Source organism: Bradyrhizobium nitroreducens (genome assembly GCF_002776695.1).
Classification (GTDB): Bacteria; Pseudomonadota; Alphaproteobacteria; order Rhizobiales; family Xanthobacteraceae; genus Bradyrhizobium; species Bradyrhizobium nitroreducens.
On record NZ_LFJC01000003.1, the window covers coordinates 1,572,627 to 1,589,580 of the forward strand.

Annotated in this window: 16 protein-coding genes; 6 read left to right on the forward strand and 10 right to left on the reverse strand. The window is 65.8% G+C overall.

All coding sequences use genetic code 11. From position 1 onward, the window contains the following. Positions 1-19 precede the first annotated feature (19 nt). Positions 20-739: a type 1 glutamine amidotransferase gene (locus tag TSA1_RS07895; protein ID WP_100175865.1), complete on the forward strand. Its 720-nt coding sequence runs from the start codon at positions 20-22 to the stop codon at positions 737-739. Between the two features lie 109 nt (positions 740-848). Here the strand turns inward: TSA1_RS07895 and TSA1_RS07900 are convergent, their stop codons facing one another. From TSA1_RS07900 to TSA1_RS07940, 8 genes are all read right to left on the reverse strand, one after another. Next, positions 849-1,316, reverse strand: coding sequence for a nuclear transport factor 2 family protein (locus TSA1_RS07900; RefSeq protein WP_100175866.1), 468 nt, complete (start codon positions 1,314-1,316; stop codon positions 849-851). A gap of 93 nt (positions 1,317-1,409) precedes the next feature. Beyond that, positions 1,410-1,859 (reverse strand): tol-pal system-associated acyl-CoA thioesterase, encoded by a 450-nt coding sequence (gene ybgC, locus TSA1_RS07905; protein ID WP_100175867.1) that lies wholly within the window; start codon positions 1,857-1,859, stop codon positions 1,410-1,412. Positions 1,860-1,952: 93 nt separating this feature from the next. After that, positions 1,953-2,909 (reverse strand): metallophosphoesterase, encoded by a 957-nt coding sequence (locus TSA1_RS07910; RefSeq protein WP_100175868.1) that lies wholly within the window; start codon positions 2,907-2,909, stop codon positions 1,953-1,955. A 107-nt stretch (positions 2,910-3,016) separates the two neighbouring features. After that, the gene (locus TSA1_RS07915; RefSeq protein WP_100175869.1) at positions 3,017-3,886 is read right to left on the reverse strand and encodes a DUF6869 domain-containing protein; all 870 of its coding nucleotides are present in this window, start codon (positions 3,884-3,886) and stop codon (positions 3,017-3,019) included. 94 nt (positions 3,887-3,980) lie between these two features. Beyond that, positions 3,981-5,018, reverse strand: a complete 1,038-nt coding sequence (ruvB, locus tag TSA1_RS07920) for a Holliday junction branch migration DNA helicase RuvB (RefSeq protein ID WP_174719287.1) — start codon at positions 5,016-5,018, stop codon at positions 3,981-3,983. A 20-nt stretch (positions 5,019-5,038) separates the two neighbouring features. Further along, on the reverse strand, positions 5,039-5,656 hold the full coding sequence (gene ruvA, locus TSA1_RS07925) for a Holliday junction branch migration protein RuvA (protein ID WP_100175871.1): 618 nt from the start codon (positions 5,654-5,656) through the stop codon (positions 5,039-5,041). Continuing rightward, positions 5,653-6,180, reverse strand: coding sequence for a crossover junction endodeoxyribonuclease RuvC (ruvC, locus tag TSA1_RS07930; protein WP_100175872.1), 528 nt, complete (start codon positions 6,178-6,180; stop codon positions 5,653-5,655). Before ruvC ends, ruvA begins: the two co-directional genes overlap by 4 nt. A gap of 214 nt (positions 6,181-6,394) precedes the next feature. Continuing rightward, complete coding sequence (locus TSA1_RS07940) at positions 6,395-7,141, reverse strand: YebC/PmpR family DNA-binding transcriptional regulator (RefSeq protein ID WP_100175873.1); 747 nt, start codon at positions 7,139-7,141, stop codon at positions 6,395-6,397. A gap of 221 nt (positions 7,142-7,362) precedes the next feature. Here TSA1_RS07940 and TSA1_RS07945 point away from each other — a divergent pair, with 221 nt between their 5' ends. From TSA1_RS07945 to TSA1_RS07965, 5 genes are all read left to right on the forward strand, one after another. Next, positions 7,363-9,114 (forward strand): methyl-accepting chemotaxis protein, encoded by a 1,752-nt coding sequence (locus TSA1_RS07945; protein ID WP_100175874.1) that lies wholly within the window; start codon positions 7,363-7,365, stop codon positions 9,112-9,114. 182 nt (positions 9,115-9,296) lie between these two features. After that, positions 9,297-10,721 (forward strand): methyl-accepting chemotaxis protein, encoded by a 1,425-nt coding sequence (locus TSA1_RS07950; RefSeq protein WP_100175875.1) that lies wholly within the window; start codon positions 9,297-9,299, stop codon positions 10,719-10,721. A 662-nt stretch (positions 10,722-11,383) separates the two neighbouring features. Beyond that, on the forward strand, positions 11,384-11,848 hold the full coding sequence (locus TSA1_RS07955; protein WP_174718808.1) for a (2Fe-2S)-binding protein: 465 nt from the start codon (positions 11,384-11,386) through the stop codon (positions 11,846-11,848). 8 nt (positions 11,849-11,856) lie between these two features. Further along, positions 11,857-14,025 carry a xanthine dehydrogenase family protein molybdopterin-binding subunit gene (locus TSA1_RS07960; protein ID WP_174718809.1) on the forward strand — a complete coding sequence of 723 codons (2,169 nt, stop codon included), beginning with the start codon at positions 11,857-11,859 and terminating at the stop codon, positions 14,023-14,025. Continuing rightward, a complete protein-coding gene (locus TSA1_RS07965) occupies positions 14,022-15,365 on the forward strand; it encodes a c-type cytochrome (RefSeq protein ID WP_100175877.1) in 1,344 nt (447 codons plus the stop codon). The genes TSA1_RS07960 and TSA1_RS07965 overlap by 4 nt, the downstream gene beginning before the upstream one ends. A 188-nt stretch (positions 15,366-15,553) precedes the next feature. On the opposite strand, the gene TSA1_RS07970 is transcribed toward TSA1_RS07965, so the two are convergent. Together TSA1_RS07970 and TSA1_RS07975 are read right to left on the reverse strand one after the other, a co-directional pair. Beyond that, positions 15,554-16,378: a TIGR00282 family metallophosphoesterase gene (locus TSA1_RS07970; RefSeq protein ID WP_174718810.1), complete on the reverse strand. Its 825-nt coding sequence runs from the start codon at positions 16,376-16,378 to the stop codon at positions 15,554-15,556. Then, positions 16,356-16,952, reverse strand: a complete 597-nt coding sequence (locus TSA1_RS07975; RefSeq protein ID WP_100175878.1) for a 5-formyltetrahydrofolate cyclo-ligase — start codon at positions 16,950-16,952, stop codon at positions 16,356-16,358. The genes TSA1_RS07970 and TSA1_RS07975 overlap by 23 nt, the downstream gene beginning before the upstream one ends. Positions 16,953-16,954: the final 2 nt, after the last annotated feature.

Sequence of the window (16,954 nt, forward strand, 5' to 3'; positions counted from 1 at the left end):
TGCAACCGAAGCAGGGCACATGGCACGCATCACCATCATCGAGACCGGGCTCGTCCCTTCCGAATATCGCGAGCGCCACGGCTCGTTTCCCGACATGTTCGAGCGCATGGTCCGCGCCGAGGATCCGGCGGCCACGGTCGAGATCGTCAGCATCCCCAATGGCGATGCATTGCCCGATCCGAGCAAGCTCGAAGCGGTGCTGATCACCGGCGCGGCCGCCGGCGTCTATGACGGGCTCGACTGGATCGCGCCGCTGGAAGACTTCGTGCGCGCCGCCTATGCCAACAAGACACCGATGGTCGGCGTCTGTTTCGGCCATCAGCTGATCGCGCAGGCGCTCGGCGGCACCGTGCGCAAGTCGGAAAAGGGCTGGAGCATCGGCCGGCACGTCTACCAGGTGCTGCCGGAGAATGGCGTCATTGGCGGCGAGGCAGTCGCGATCGCCGCCTCGCATCAGGACCAGGTGATCGAGCCCCCAAGTGATGCGCTGACGATCCTCTCGTCCGACTTCACCCCGCATGCCGGTCTGCTCTACGCCAACGGCGCGACGCTGACCGTGCAGCCTCACCCCGAGTTCGACGTGGACTTCGCGCAGGTGTGCTGCGATCTGCGCGACGGCAAGGCGCCGGAGGATGTTGTGGCTAAGGCGAGGCAGTCACTGGCGGAGCCGATGGACAACGCGAAGCTGGGTGGGGCGATCACGAGGTTTCTGGCGCGCAAATCCATCTCCTCATCCTGAGGAGCGCGCTCTTCGCGCGCGTCTCGAAGGATCGAGGCCCCGCTGCGGTAGCGGGGCCGGCATGGTTCGAGACGCCGCTTCGCGGCTCCTCACCATGAGGAGAGATAGTTCAGAACGGCTCACTTCCCAATCCCGCCACATCCGCCGGCCGCGGCCCAGGCGCCGCCCAGTGAAACCGGCGATCCTTCTCGGCGATCATGATGTCGTTGATCGACGCCTCGCGCCGCCGCATCAGGCCGTGCTCGTCGAACTCCCACTGCTCGTTGCCGTAGGAGCGATACCACTGGCCGTTTCCATCGTGCCATTCGTACTGGAAGCGCACCGCGATGCGGTTCTCGTCGAAGGCCCAGAGGTCCTTGATCAGGCGGTAGTCGTGCTCCTTCTCCCATTTGCGGGTGAGGAAGGCGACGATGGCCTCGCGGCCCTGGAACACCTCGGAGCGATTGCGCCAGCGGCTGTCCTCGGTATAGGCGAGCGAGACGCGCACCGGGTCGCGTGAATTCCAGGCGTCCTCGGCCATGCGGGCCTTTTGCGCGGCGGTTTCGCGGGTGAAGGGTGGAAGCGGCGGGCGCGACATGATGGCCTCATCGGTTGGTCGGGGCCGCAATCTATCGCCGCAATGGGTGGAGTCGATAGGCCACCGCAAATCGGCTGATCACTTATCGGGCGATCACGAAATCAAATCGGCCTTCATCAATGCGCGGATCGATTTCGGGATCGGCTGGGCGCGGCCGCCGCTGATGAAGGCGACGCGGACCTCGGCTTTCACCAGAACCTCCCCGCCGCGACGGACTTCCTGCGCCAGCATGATCGAGGCGCCCTTCACCGCGACCGGCCAGGTCACGACGTCGAGCACGTCGTCCATCCGCGCGGGCTTGAGGAAATCGAGATGCATCGAGCGCACCACGAAGGCAAAGCCTGTGCCTTCGGTCTCGGCCTGCTCGAACAGCGCCTGCTGCTCGGCGCCCATCAACCGCAAATGATTGGTGCGGCCACGTTCCATGTAGCGCAGATAATTGGCGTGATAGACGATGCCGGAAAAATCCGTGTCCTCGTAATAGACGCGGACCTGCATGTGGTGGCGGCCATCGCGGATCTCGCCGTCGAGATGAGCTGTCACGTCGCGAGCCTCTTCGCTTGTCGGTAACCGGCCCGTTTTGCGCAAAAACGGCCGGCCGCGCAAGCGTGTCGCTTTTTCTTGGTCGCGTTTTCTTTACGCGAACCGGTCTCCACTTCGCTCGAAAACGCTATCGGATACAACCAGCCCTGTCCTTCCCAGCGTCACCTCGACGATCTCGGGCGGCACGCCGACGCGGACCGGCATGATGCTGCAACCGAGGCCGCCGGAGACGATGAGATCGCATTTCAGGCGGAAGTGGCCATAGGCGAGCCGCATGCCGTTCTTGGGCGACACGGCCGGCGACCAGCCGAGCAGGCGGACCTGGCCGCCATGGGTATGGCCGGACAGTTGCAGCGCGACGCGCGCGGGCACGAGCGGCGCGATGTTGGGCTCGTGCGCGAGCAGGATGACCGGCGCATCGTCGGAGATCTTCGCCAGCGTGCCTGCGAGATCGTCGGCGCCCAGCCGGTGCGCGCGGCCATAACGCTTCGAAGGATAATAAGCCAGTTGATCGCCGAGCCCGGCGAGCCAGAACGAACGGCCGTCCTTGGACAGACGCACGACGTCGTTCTCGTAGACGGGAATGCCGGCCGCCTCCAGCGCCCGATGCGCGATGGTCGGCCCGTGCCCCGCCCGCTGCACGGTCCGGTCGTCCCAATAGTCGTGATTACCCATGACGGCATGGACGCCGAGCGGCGCCTTGAGGCCGGCCAGCACCCTCGCCCATTCGCGCGACGGGATCAGCCGCGTGACGTGGTGGAGGCCGGCGACATAGTCGCCGAGCAGCACGATGATATCGGGCTTCAGCGCATTGGTGCGCTCGACGATGCCCTCGATCCGCTCCAGCGACATCCAGGGATCGCAGGCGTGGATGTCGGCGATGGCGGCGATCTTCAGCGGGAAATCCTTCGGCCATTGCCGCGGCGTCGGATGATAGCGGGTGACGCGGAGCCGCAGCACCGGCTCGACGCCGACACCATAGGCGGCGGTCGAGATGCCGAGGGCGGACAGACCGCCGATGGAGCGAATGAAGTGACGGCGCGTGATCATGAAAAACCCGCTTCAGCTACAGCCTCTCGATGCGATCGGATTGGAGCGGAATTGGGGTGCACGCGTGCAGACGGCCAGCATCTGCGTGCAGACGGTCTGCACAGGGATTACCAACGGCTCTCGCCGACCAGCGCGTCGAGCCGCGCCTTCAACTCGTCGGACGCGCGGTAGTACCAGACGCCACCGAGCAGATCACGAAAACGTTCGTTGCTCCGCGCCTCGCGCTCGATGCGGTCGATCGTGGCGGCGCTGATCACGTCTTCGAGGGGACCTGCGGCCAGCAGCGACAGCAGCACCGGGTTGGCTTCGATCTCCAGGATTTCCAGAATGAGATCGATCAACTTGTCGGGATCGTCCTCGCACAGGTCGCGCTCGAAATCCATGATCGCGAACAGATTGTCGTCCTGGTCACGCTCGGATCTGGAATATTGCTCGACCCAGGCGCGCGCCAGCGCGGGCACCGACATGCCGGCGCAATCCAGCGGCGCGCGCGGCGTGCGCTGCGCCTGACGGTCGGCCTGCCAGGCCTTGCTGTCGGCAAGTCCTGCAATGCGCGACATCGAGGGGTCGTCGGGCGCGACATGCACACCACCGAGCAGCCAGCGCAGCCGGTCATTGTGTCCGGCCTCGTGCTCGATACGCGCGATCAGATCAGGATCGCGCGCATGGAGCAGCACCGGAAGGAATTTGTCGTCGAGCTGCATGACCGTCGGCTTGTCAGCCTCGGTCCTGAGCACCTCCAGCACGAGATCGAGCGCGGCTTCAGGCCTGCGATGCGGCAGATGATCGAAATAGAGCTTGAGAGTCCAGACGCTGCTGACCTGGTCGCGGCGGCTGACGCGCTGAAGCGCGCACCACATCGACGCCAACTCGTCGAGGGCCAGGGAATCGAGGAACGCCTCGGTCTCGTCGGGCGTGCGCAGTTGCGGCACGGCCGCGATCACCCCGAGCAATCCAGCGTCTCCCGTCGGCTCCATTCTTCCCACTCCAATCCGTCTGCATCAGCGGCGAAGTCCGCCGCGCGTTCGATTAGTGACGGGATTGGACCTGAGGGTTCACCGGCGGCGGCAGTCAGTCGTCCTCGGCCTGGTCGGTGCCGAACAAGCCGAATTGTGCCGCTGCATCGCGCGAGGGCTCGGCGATGCCGAGATGGCGGAAGGCGTGCGAGGTGAGCAGGCGGCCGCGCGGGGTGCGCTGGAGATAGCCGCACTGGATCAGATAGGGCTCGATGATGTCCTCGATCGCATCGCGCGGCTCGGAAAGGGCCGCGGCCATGGTCTCGACACCCACCGGGCCGCCGCCATAGTTCGTCGCGATGGTCGTGAGGTAGCGGCGGTCCATGGCATCGAGGCCAGCGGCATCGACCTCGAGCGCGCTGAGCGCGTGGTCGGCAATCTTGCGGTCGATCTTGTCGGCATCGGCCGCCGAGGCGAAATCGCGCACCCGGCGCAGGAGGCGGCCGGCGATGCGCGGCGTGCCGCGGGCGCGGCGCGCGATCTCGTTGGCGCCGTCGGCACTCATGCCGACGTTGAGCACGCGGGCGCCGCGGCTGACGATGCTTTCCAACTCCTCGATGGTGTAGAAATTCAGCCGCACCGGAATGCCGAAGCGGTCGCGCAAGGGATTGGTGAGCAGGCCGGCGCGCGTGGTGGCGCCGATGAGGGTGAATTTCGACAGCTCGATCTTCACCGAGCGCGCCGCCGGGCCCTCGCCGATGATGAGGTCGAGCTGAAAATCCTCCATCGCGGGATAGAGCACCTCCTCCACCGCGGGGCTGAGGCGATGAATCTCGTCGATGAAGAGCACGTCGCGCTCTTCGAGATTGGTGAGAAGGGCTGCGAGATCGCCGGCCTTGGCGATGACAGGGCCCGAGGTGGCGCGAAAGCCGACGCCGAGCTCCTTCGCCACGATCTGCGCCAACGTGGTCTTGCCGAGGCCCGGAGGACCTACGAACAGCACATGATCCAGCGCCTCGCCGCGCTTGCGCGCCGCCTCGATGAAGATCGAGAGATTCTTGCGCGCCTGCTGCTGGCCGACGAAGTCGGACAGCGATTGCGGGCGCAAGGCGGTGTCGCCGACATCGTCGCTGCGGCGCTCGGGCGAGACCATGCGGCTGGCCTTGGGATCGCTCACTTCGCCAATTCCTTCAGGCCGAGGCGAATGAGCTGCGCGGTCTCGGCGCCCTCACCCGCACTCCGCGAGGCCGATGCGATGGCGGCGGCTGCCTGCGGCTGGCCGTAGCCGAGATTGACCAGCGCGGAGATCGCGTCCGCCACCGGGCGCGGCGCGCGCTGGTCGTCGACGGCACCGGCGAGATGCACCACGGCCGGGTCCACATTGGCGAAGGCCGGCGCCTTGTCCTTCAACTCGGTGACGATGCGCTCGGCGACCTTGGGGCCGACGCCGGGCGTGCGCGCCACCGCGGCCTTGTCGCGGAGCGCAATGGCATTGGCGAGATCGGCCGGCGCCAGCGTGCCGAGCACCGCGAGCGCGACCTTGGCGCCGACGCCCTGCACGGTCTGGAGCAGGCGAAACCATTCGCGCTCCTGGTCGGTGCGGAAGCCGAACAGCTTTATCGCGTCCTCGCGAACATAGGTCTCGATCGACAGCACCGCCGCTTCACCGGGCGAGGGCAGATGTTGCAAGGTACGCGATGAGCAATGCACCTGGTAACCGACACCGCCGACGTCGAGGATGACAAAATCCTCGCCGTAGGAATCGATCAGGCCCTTGAGCTTGCCGATCATAGGCTCGCCACCTTCAGCCGCAGCGCGGTGCTCTGGCGGTGATGGGCGTGGGTGATGGCGATGGCGAGCGCGTCGGCCGCGTCGGCCGATGGCGGATCGGCCTTCGGCAGAAGAATCTTCAGCATCATCGCGATCTGGGCCTTCTCGGCGTGACCGGCGCCGACGACGGTTTTCTTGACCTGGTTGGGCGCGTATTCGGCGACCGAGATGCCAAACATTGCGGGCGCCAGCATGGCGACGCCGCGGGCCTGGCCGAGCTTCAGCGTCGCAACGCCGTCCTTGTTGACGAAGGTCTGCTCGACCGCGGCTTCCATCGGCTGGTGATCGGACAGGACGGAAGCGAGCCCTTCGTGGATCGCGAGCAGCCGGCTTGCCAGTGGCAGGTCGTTCGGCGGTTCCACCGAGCCGCAGGCCACATAGATCAGGCGGTTGCCGTCAGCCTCGATCACGCCCCAGCCGGTGCGGCGCAGGCCGGGGTCGATGCCGATGATGCGGACGGGGCCACGAATCGGGAGCGCAGTCATGGGCCAGTGATAGCGGCTGGCCGCTGGAAGCGAAACAGAAACAGAACGGAAGTAACAGGGGAAGTGGCGGGCGCGCTGCCGCCCGCGGCAAACTCCGTCGTCATCCCCCGCGAAGGCGGGGTATCCAGTACGCCGCGGCTTATCCGTATCTCTCTGGCGTCTCTGGAATACTGGGTCGCCCGGTCAAGCCGGGCGACGACAGCGGTGGAGGCCTTCACCCGCCCATCTTCGCCATCAGCGCGTCCGACACCTCGAAATTCGCGTAAACCTGCTGGACGTCGTCATGCTCGTTGAGCAAGTCCATCAGCTTGAGCAGCTTCTCGCCGGTCTCGTCGTCGACGGCGACCGTGTTCTGCGGCTTCCAGATCAGCGCGGCCTTGCGCGGCTCGCCGAACTTGGCTTCCAGCGCCTTGGCGACGTCGCGATAGCCTTCGGTCGAGGCGTAGATCTCATGGCCGCCTTCGCCGGACACGACGTCGTCGGCGCCGGCCTCGATCGCGGCATCGAGCACGGCGTCGTCGGAGGCAACCGAGCGATCGTATTCGATGATGCCGGTGCGGTCGAACATGAAGGAGACCGAGCCGGTTTCACCGAGATTGCCGCCCGATTTGGTGAAGAAGGAGCGGATATCGGAGGCGGCGCGGTTGCGGTTGTCGGTCAGCGCCTCGACGATGACAGCGACGCCGCCGGGGCCATAGCCCTCGTAGCGGATCTCGTCGTAGTTCTCCCCGTCGCTGCCGAGCGCCTTCTTGATGGCGCGCTCGATATTGTCCTTGGGCATGTTCTCCTGCCGCGCCGCGATCACGGCGGCGCGCAGGCGGGGGTTCATGTTGGGGTCGGGCGTCCCCAGCTTGGCGGCGACCGTGATTTCCCGCGCCAGCTTGCCGAACAGCTTGGACTTCTGGGCATCCTGCCGCCCCTTGCGGTGCATGATGTTCTTGAATTGGGAATGTCCGGCCATGCGTGGTCTCTCGAGGAATCGTCAGCCAAAGGTGAGCGTGGGAAGCGCGGCCTTATAGGCCGCCGCCCACCGGAATCAAAGGGATCTCCTACTCCTAAGGTAGCACCGTAAAGGTAGCCCTGGGTACGGCCGGGTGCCTAGAGATCGGGCATTGTTAACCCTGATTTCATTCCGGGCTGCGAAAATAGCGTCCGACCGTTTTCCCTGACAAGAGAGAGCTGATGGCGTTCGGACTATTTCGGAAGCGTCTGCCGGACCCGGCTGCGCCGGCGGCCGCCCCGGCGGCTCCGCACCCGGCGGCCCATTCCGAGCCCGCGGCCATGGCCGAAACTGATTCGGCCCGGGAAATCCTGGAGCTGCTGGAACTCGAGCTCGGCGCCATGATCCGCCAACTCGAACGCGCCGCCAATTCGGTGGCCGGCGGGGCCGAGGCGACCGCCGCGACCCTTGCCGCCATCCGCGACCGCACCGACGCCCTGACCGGCCGGACCAACGCGGCGCAATCGACCGCCTCCACCTTCGCCCATGCCGCCGACAAGTTCACCCAGTCCGCCCAGGGCATCGGCGCGCAGGTTCGCGAAGCCGGCAAGCTCGCCGACGAGGCCAGCGCCGCGGCGCAGGAAGCCCGCGCCAATGTCGATCGCCTGCGCGAATCCTCCGCCGCCATCGGCAACGTCGTCAATCTGATCGCGCAGATCGCGCGGCAGACGACGCTGCTCGCGCTCAATTCGACGATCGAGGCCGCGCGCGCGGGCGCAGCCGGCAAGGGCTTTGCGGTCGTCGCCACCGAGGTCAAGGCCCTCGCGGTGCAGACGCAGAGCGCGACCGAAGAGATCACGAAGAAGATCGACGCGCTGCAGCGCGACGCCGCAGGCTCCGCGGATGCCGTGCACCGCATCTCGCAGGCGATCGAGGCGATCCGCCCGGTGTTCGAAACCGTCAACGGCGCGGTCGCGGAACAGAACGCCACCACGAGCGAAGTTTCCGGCAACGCCGCCAGCGCCTCGGAGTTCATCGTCTCGGTCGGCGAGAGCGCGGCCGAGATCGACGCCGCGACCAAGGCGGCCGAATCCCACGGCGAGAACGTCGCCAGCGCCGGCAAGGCCGTCACCACCTTCGCACAGAAGCTGAAATCGCGCTGCGCCGTGCTGCTGCGCCAGAGCGAGCACGACGACCGCCGCAAGACCGAGCGGCTGCCCTGCCATCTCAAGTTCGAGAGCGCGCGCGGCATCATGCCGGTCTATGAAATCTCGATGGACGGTGTGCTGATCGGCGGCACGGACGCAGGCCGGCTCGCAGCGCAAGCCATGATCGAGGGCACGCTGGAAGACGTCGGCGCCTGCCGCCTGCGCGTGATCGAGCAATCCAAGGCGGGCGCCCGCGCGCAATTCGTCGCCCCCAATGCCGAGCTCCGCGAAAAGATCGAGGACAAGCTCTGGTCGATCCACGGGGAGAACACCGAGTTCGTTACCCGCGCCATGGAGGCGGGCAACGCGCTGACTGCGATCTTCGAGCAGGCGGTCGCGCGCGGCGAGATCAAGATCGACGACCTCTTCGACACCGACTATGTCGAAATCGCCGGAACCAATCCGCAGCAATTCCGCACGAAATATCTCGACTGGGCCGACCGCGCCTTGCCGCCGTTCCAGGAGGCCTTTCTGGCGAAGGACCAACGCATGGCGTTCTGCGCCATGGTCGACCGCAACGGCTTCCTGCCGGTGCACAACAAGATCTATTCGCACCCGCAGCGACCGGGCGACGCCGCCTGGAACACGGCCAACAGCCGCAACCGGCGGATATTCAACGATCCGGCGGGGCTCGCTGCCGCGCGCAACCTGCGATCGTACCTGGTCCAGAGCTATGCGCGCGACATGGGCAATGGAAATACGGTGATGATGCGCGAGATCGACGTCCCGATCCGCGTGCAGGGCCGGCACTGGGGTGGATTCCGCACGGCTTACAAGCTCTCGTAGATTTCAAAAGGGTGCCGCATTATTTCGAACGGCCCCCGCTCGAAATAGAGAAATAGGGCGTAGATTTCGTCTGAGTGCACGCTCAGGCAAGACGCCGGCCGCGAATCGTCCTTTTAAGCTGAATCGGAATGGGAATGCCGCCGTGAGCCGGGTTGCGGCTCTGACTGGAGGACTCATCGAACATGTCCGTCGTACAACTTGCAGTCATGGACACCGGCTCCAATCGCACGCTGGCCGAGCGGCTGATCGACCAGCTTGCCGACCGCATCGGCGGTCTCGGCGTGGAACTCGCCGATATTGCCGGCAACGTTCAGGAAGTCGCCAGCCGCGTCGCAAACCAGTCGGAACGGTTCCACCATTTGCAGAAGACGGCCGAGACGATGGTCTCGGCCAACCACGACATCGCCAACGCCTCGCAGGCCGTGCAGACCACGACGTCGGCCGCGGTCGGCGAGATCACGCAGTCGCGCAGCGCCGTCGACACCGCCGTCAGCCATATCTCCGAGCTCGTTGCAGCGGTGGAGCGGATCGAGGCCCGCCTCAGCGCCGTCGGCTCGGCGCTGGCCCAGGTCGCGAAAGTCTCCGGTTCGATCGAGGCGATCGCCAAGCAGACCAATCTGCTCGCGCTCAACGCCACCATCGAAGCCGCGCGCGCCGGCAATGCCGGCCGCGGCTTTGCGGTGGTCGCAAGCGAGGTGAAGAACCTCGCGGAAGCCACCCGTCAGGCCACGCACCAGATCTCCGACACCGTGCGCGATCTCGACGGCCAGATCGAAGGCCTGATCGGCGAGAGCAGCGACGCCTCGCAGCGCGCCAAGACCGCCGGCGAAGGCGCGCAAGCGATCTCCGGCATCATCTCGCGCGTCCAGCAAGGGTTCGCTTCCGTGGAGGCGGAGATCGGCAGCGTCACGCGCGCGGCGACCTCCAATCTCGGACATTGCGACACCGTCATCAGCGAGCTCAGCGAGCTCGCCAAGGGCGTCGATCTCTCCTCGCGCGACCTCAAGAACGCCGACGAGCGGGTGGCGAAGCTGCTCGACACGTCCGAGGGCCTGATCGCGCTGATCGCCGACAGCGGCGTGGAGACGTCGGACACGCCGCTGATCCGCATCGTGGTCGACACCGCGAAGCGGATCTCGGCCGAATTCGAAGCCGCGCTCGATCGTGGCGACATCACACTCGACCAGCTGCTCGACGAGACCTACCGCGAAATTCCGGGCACCGACCCGAAGCAGTATCTCACCAATTACGTCGAGTTCACCGACCGCGTGCTGCCGGCGATCCAGGACCCGATCCAGAAATCGGATCCGCGCATCGTCTATTGCGTGGCCTGGGCGCGGAGCGGCTACCTGCCGACCCACAACCCGAACTACCGCCTGCCGCAGGGCAAGGACCCGGTCTGGAACAACGCCAATTGCCGCAACCGGCGCCTGTTCAACGACCGCACGGTGAAGAAGGTCGCCGGCAGCACCAAGCCGTTCCTGCTCCAGACCTACCGCCGCGACATGGGCGGCGGGCAGTTCGTTCTGATGAAGGATCTGTCCTCGCCGATCATGATCCGCGGCAAGCACTGGGGCGCCTTCCGGATGGGATTCCGGCAGGGCTGACCACCGCTCAACCAAAAATATGAAAAACAACCCCATGCACAGTAGCCGGGGCATGCGAAATCAATGGCTTACGCCGACAGCCTGCGGCCCGTTTTGACTCGCCGGGCAAAACAGGCGCATAATGCTATTATTCCGAAATCATTGTCATCCTCTTCCCTTCTCCCCTTGTGGGAAGGTGGCGCGAAGCGCCGGATGAGGGGTCTGCCTACCGCGGGCCGAGCTGCGTGAGAATGAGAGAGGATCATACGCGGAGACAGACCCCTCACCCGAGTGAGTCTGCATCTACTGACGTCGCCGCCCTCTCCCACAAGGGGAGAGGGCACAGCAATCGGCGTCGCGGATGATCCGTCGGACCACCGCCGACTGACTTTTACAAACGCACGAATTTCATCACCGCATCATTTGCACATTCGCACGACAATTTGCGAAGGACGACGACGCGCGCGATGAAAATGCGCCAAAAAATGACGATTATCATATCATTTAGCCCAAATGGGCTGCAGTGATCGCCGCACAAATTCGTGAACGTCATGGTCTGCCGGCTCAGCTGCGCAAATATGCATTGCTGCGAATTTGGAAGCTTCATCGTTTCGCATCGGTATGATTATGGTCGCGCGCAAATCGCCGAACGCCGCGAGCGTTCGTCGAGCAAGGGGATGCATATGGCAACGACACTCACCGTCAACGGCGAACAGAAGACTTTCGACGCACCACCCGACATGCCGCTGCTGTGGGTGCTGCGCGACATCCTCGGCATGACCGGCACCAAATTCGGCTGCGGCATCGCGCAATGCGGGGCCTGCACGGTGCATGTCGACGGCAAGGCGGTGCGCTCCTGCGTGTTGCCGGTGAGCGCTGTCTCGAACCGCACTGTGACCACCATCGAACATGTCGGCAGCACGCCCGCAGGCGCCAAGGTGCAGAAGGCCTGGTTGGAAGCCGAGGTGATCCAGTGCGGCTATTGCCAGTCCGGCCAGATCATGGCGGCCGCCGCGCTGCTGGCGACAACGCCCAATCCTGACGATTCCGACATCGACGCCGCGATGGCCGGCAACATCTGCCGCTGCGGCACCTATGTGCGCATCCGCGAGGCCATCAAGCAGGCCGCCAACGGCCGGCAGTCGTGAGGTCCGCCATGAATGCACTCGACACCGTCTCGCGCCGCTCGCTTCTGACCGGCGGCATCGCCACCGGCTTCCTGCTCGCCTTCCATCTGCCGCTGCGCGCGGCCGTCAACGAGCCGGTGCAGCCGAAGGATACGACCGACGGCAAGTTCGCACCCAACGCGTTCATCCGGATCGACCCGGAGGGCGTGACCACGCTGGTGATGCCGCAGGTCGAGATGGGACAGGGCATCTACACCGCCGTCTCGATGATCCTGGCGGAAGAACTCGACGCCGACTGGTCGAAGGTCCAGCTGCTGCACGCACCGGCCAACGAGAAACTCTACGGCAATCCGATCTTCATCATTCAGGCCACCGGAGGCTCCACATCGGTCCGGGCCTTCTGGAAGCCGCTGCGCGACGCCGGCGCCAGCGCGCGCGCCATGCTGGTGCAGGCTGCGGCTGCGCAATGGGGCGTCGATCCCGCCAGTTGCACGACATCGAAGGGTGTGGTGACCCACAAGGCGAGCGGCCGGACGCTCGCTTATGGCGCGCTCGCGGCTGCCGCGAGCGGCCAGACGCCACCCAACAACGTCCCGCTCAAGGACCCCAAGGATTTCGTCTATATCGGCCAGCCGTTCAAGCGGCTCGACACCCCCGACAAGGTCAACGGCAAGGCCGTCTATGGCATCGACGCCATCGTGCCGAACATGAAGTTCGCGACGCTGGCGCAGTGCCCGGTGTTCGGCGGCAAAGTCGGCAAGGTCGACGACCGCGCCGCGAAGAAGATCCCGGGCGTGCGGCAGATCGTCGTGCTCGACGATCTCGTCGCCGTCGTCGGCGATCACATGTGGGCGGCCAAGAAAGGCCTCGATGCGCTCGTGATCGAGTGGAACGAGGGACCGAACGCAAAGATCAATTCGAAGGCGATCTGGGACGATCTGCGCGCCGCCAGCGCCAAGGACGGCGTGGTCGCCAAATCCACCGGCGACGTCGCCAAGGGCCTCGCGACCGGTGAAAAATTCGAGGCGTCGTTCGAATTGCCGTTTCTCGCCCACGCGACGATGGAGCCGTTGAACGCCACGGTGCATTGCAAGCCTGATTCCTGCGAGATCTGGACCGGCACGCAGATCATGGCGCGCGTGCAATCGGAGGCGGCCAAGGCCGCCGGGCTTCCGGTCGAGAAGGTGACGGTCAACCAGCACCTGCTGGGCGGCGGCTTCGGCCGCAAGCTCGAGCCCGACATGGTGGTCACGGCCGTTCGCATCGCCAAGCAGGTCGAAGGTCCGGTCAAGGTGGTGTGGACCCGCGAGGAGGACATTCAGCACGACGTCTATCGGCCGGTCTATCGCGACACGATCGCGGCAACCCTGTCGGGCGGCAAGATCGTCGGCTGGAAATACAAGATCACGGGCGCTGCGATCATCGCACGCTGGCTGCCGCCGGCGTTCCAGAAGGGCATCGACATCGACGCGGTCGACAGCGCGGTCAACGTGCCCTACGAGATCCCGAATGTCCACGTCGAGTATGTCAGGGCCGAACCGCCGGCGATCCCGACCGGTTTCTGGCGCGGGGTCGGCCCGAACAACAACGTGTTTGCGGTCGAATGCTTCATCGACGAGTTGGCGCGGAAGGCCGGCAAGGACCCGGTCGAGTTTCGCCGCGGCATGCTGGCCAATTCGCCGCGCTTCCTCTCCGTCCTCAACCTCGCGGCCGAGAAGTCCAATTGGGGGCAGCCCCTGCCGGCCCGCGTCGGGCGCGGCGTGTGCCTGCAGCCGTCGTTCGGAAGTTTCATCGCAACGGTCGTGGAAGCGGAGGTGGACGAGCAAGGCGAGATCAATCTGCGCCGCGCGACCTCGGTGGTGGATACCGGCATTGCCGTCAATCCCGATACGATCGTCGCCCAGGTCGAGGGCGGTCTGGTCTTCGGCCTGACCGCCGCGCTCTACGGCGAGATCACCATCGAGAAGGGCCGCGTCCAGCAATCCAACTTCAACGACTACCGGATGCTGCGGATCAACCAGATGCCCAAGATCGAGGTTCACGTCGTGAGGAGCGGCGAGGCGCCCGGCGGCATCGGCGAGACCGGCACGACCGCGGGACCGCCTGCCCTGCGCAACGCGATCTACGCCGCAACCGGCGTGGCGCTGCGGCGCCTGCCGATCGATCGGAAACTGCTGGCTGCGGGGAAGAAGGCATGAGCGGCAAGATGCGTATCCTCACGAGCGTCGTTGTGATCGGCGTCGTCGCGGCAGGGCTCGGCGCCTGGATCATCCGCGGACCGGGCCCGCTCGACTTCGCCGGCGGCACGAAAGTGGCGCTGGCGGACTATCGCGCCGGCAAGCCCACGGGCGTGCCGGCCAAGCTGGAGAAAGCGAGCCTGGTCGAACGCGGCGAATATCTGGCGAAGGCGGCCGACTGCATGGTCTGCCACACCAAGCCCGGCGAGAAGGACTATTCCGGCGGGCTCGCCTTCAAGCTGCCGTTCGGCACGCTCTATTCCACCAACATCACGCCGGACAAGGACACCGGCATCGGCAATTACAGCGACCAGGATTTTTTGAACGCGGTCCAGCATGGCAAGCGTCGTGACGGCGCGCGGCTCTATCCGGCAATGCCGTACACCTCCTACACGTTCATGACCGACGAGGACGTGCTGGCGGTGAAGGCTTATCTGTTCAGCCTGCCGGCGGTGCGCGCGAAAGCGCCCGACAACACGCTGTCGTTCCCGTTCAACCAGCGCTGGGCGATGATCGTCTGGTCGGCCGTGTTCAATCCTGACACGCGCTTTGCGCCCGACACCTCGAAGAGCCCGGAGTGGAATCGCGGTGCGTATCTTGCTGAAGCGCTGGCGCATTGCGGCGAGTGCCACACCCCGCGCAATCTCGGTCTTGCACTCGACAACCGCAAGAAGTTCGCAGGCGCGATCACGGCGGGCTGGCGCGCCTTCAACATTTCATCCGACAAGGCCACGGGTCTCGGCAATTGGAGCGACCAGGACCTGATCTCGTATCTGTCGCTCGGGCACGCACCTGGCCATGGCTCGGCCTCGGGCCCCATGGGTGAAGCCGTCGACCGCAGCTTCAGCCAGTTCGCGCCGGAAGACATCCGCGCTATCGTTGCTTACTTGCGCAGCGTGCCGCCGCAGCCCTCGCCCGAGCTGCCCGCCACCACGGCCCCGGTCGCGCCCGCCTCGCACAAGGAAGGCATCACGGCAGACGCACGCGGCAAGATGCTGTTCGCCGGCGCCTGCGCCAGCTGCCATGGCTGGAGCGGCGAAAGCCCGGTCTCGCCGATGGCAACACTCACCGGCACCTGGGCCGTCAACGACCCCGCCGCCACCAACGTCGCGCAGATCGTGATCTCGGGCACCAAGCGGCATACGCCTGACGGCGCGCTGTCGATGCCGGCGTTCGGCGAGGCGTATACCGACGACGAGATCGCGGCGGTGGCGAATTACGTGACGGCGCGGTTCGGGACGAAGGGCTCGAAGCTGACGGCGAAGGATGTGGCGGGGCTGCGGCAGCAGACGGCGGAGTGATGCTTCTCTTACCCTCCCCTGGAGGGGGAGGGTCGCTACGCATGCAGCGAAGCGCAATGCGTAGCGGGGTGGGGTGACGGTCTCTCCACATCCAACACTGCCCGAGTGGAGAGATCACCCCACCCCGCTCGCGCTGCGCGCGATCGACCCTCCCCCTCCAGGGGAGGGTGGCGCGGATGCCGCGCCAGCTAACTCAACCAGAACCGCGGCGTCGTCGGCTCCAGTCGGCCGCCGACGCGCACCGGTGCGACCCGTAGCGCGAGTCCCGTTGCGTCATCCGTCTCCACCGCAACACCGCTCAGCGTCGCCGCGCCCGCCGCCGGCTCGAACCGGCCCGACGGAATCCCCGAGGTGAACCGGCGCAGCGGCTCTTCCTTCTGCATGCCGATGATGGAGTCGTAATCGCCGGTCATGCCGGCGTCGGTCATGTAGGCGGTGCCGCCTGCGAGGATCTGGTGGTCGGCGGTCGGCACGTGCGTATGCGTGCCGACGACGAGGCTGGCGCGGCCGTCGCAGAAGAAGCCGATGCCCTGCTTCTCGCTGCTGGCCTCGCAATGGAAATCGACGACGATGGCATCGGCGGCGACGCCGAGCGGACAGGCCCCCAACTCGCGCTCGAGCGCGGCGAAGGGATCGTCGAACGGGGTCATGAAGACGCGGCCCAAAGCGTTGACGACGAGGGCATGCTTGCCGTTCTTGGTCTCGACCAGGGCGGCGCCGCGGCCGGGCGTGCCACGCGGATAGTTCGCGGGGCGCACCAGGCGCTCGGCGCGTTCGATGAAAACGAGGGCCTCGCGCTGGTCCCAGGAGTGGTTGCCGAGCGTCACCGCGTCGGCGCCGGCGTCGAGAAACTCCTGATAGATCGCTTCCGTGATGCCGAAGCCGCCGGCGGAATTCTCGCCGTTGACGACGACGAAATCGAGCGACCAGTCCTTGACCAGGCCGGGCAGATATTCGGCGATGGCGTTTCGCCCCGCGCGCCCGACGACATCACCCACGAACAGAATGCGCAACTTCAGAACTCCGGAAATCGAACACGTCCGATTCCGTTAGCACATAATCCAGCGCGACGTCGTGGGCTAGTGCCGGAACCGCCTTGATCTCCTGCGCCGCGAAAGCGAGCCCGATGCCGAGGATATTCTTGGTCTTGCGCAGATGCGCGAAGGTGAAATCGTAATGCCCGGCACCATAGCCGATGCGATGGCCGAGGCGGTCGAACGCCGCGAGCGGCGTCAGCATGATGTCGGGGATGACCTCGGCGGCGGCCGGCGACGGCTCGGGAATGCCGAGCGGGCCCATCATCAGACGGTCGTTTGGATGAAAGAGGCGGAAGACCAGCGACTGGCCGCGCGCGGTGACGCAAGGCAGCGCCAGCCTTGCGCCTTCCTCCGCGAGCTTCTTCATCAGCGGCATCGGATCGATCTCGCTGCGGATCGGCGAATAGCCGGAGACGATGCTGCCGGGCAGCAGCTTGAACGGCAGCCCGCGCTTGGCGAGCTTTGCAGCGGCGGCGCTGCGCTTCTTCTCGCTCAGCGCGTCGCGCGCGGCGAGGGCTTTGGCACGGAGTTCGGATTTGGTGTTGGGCATGT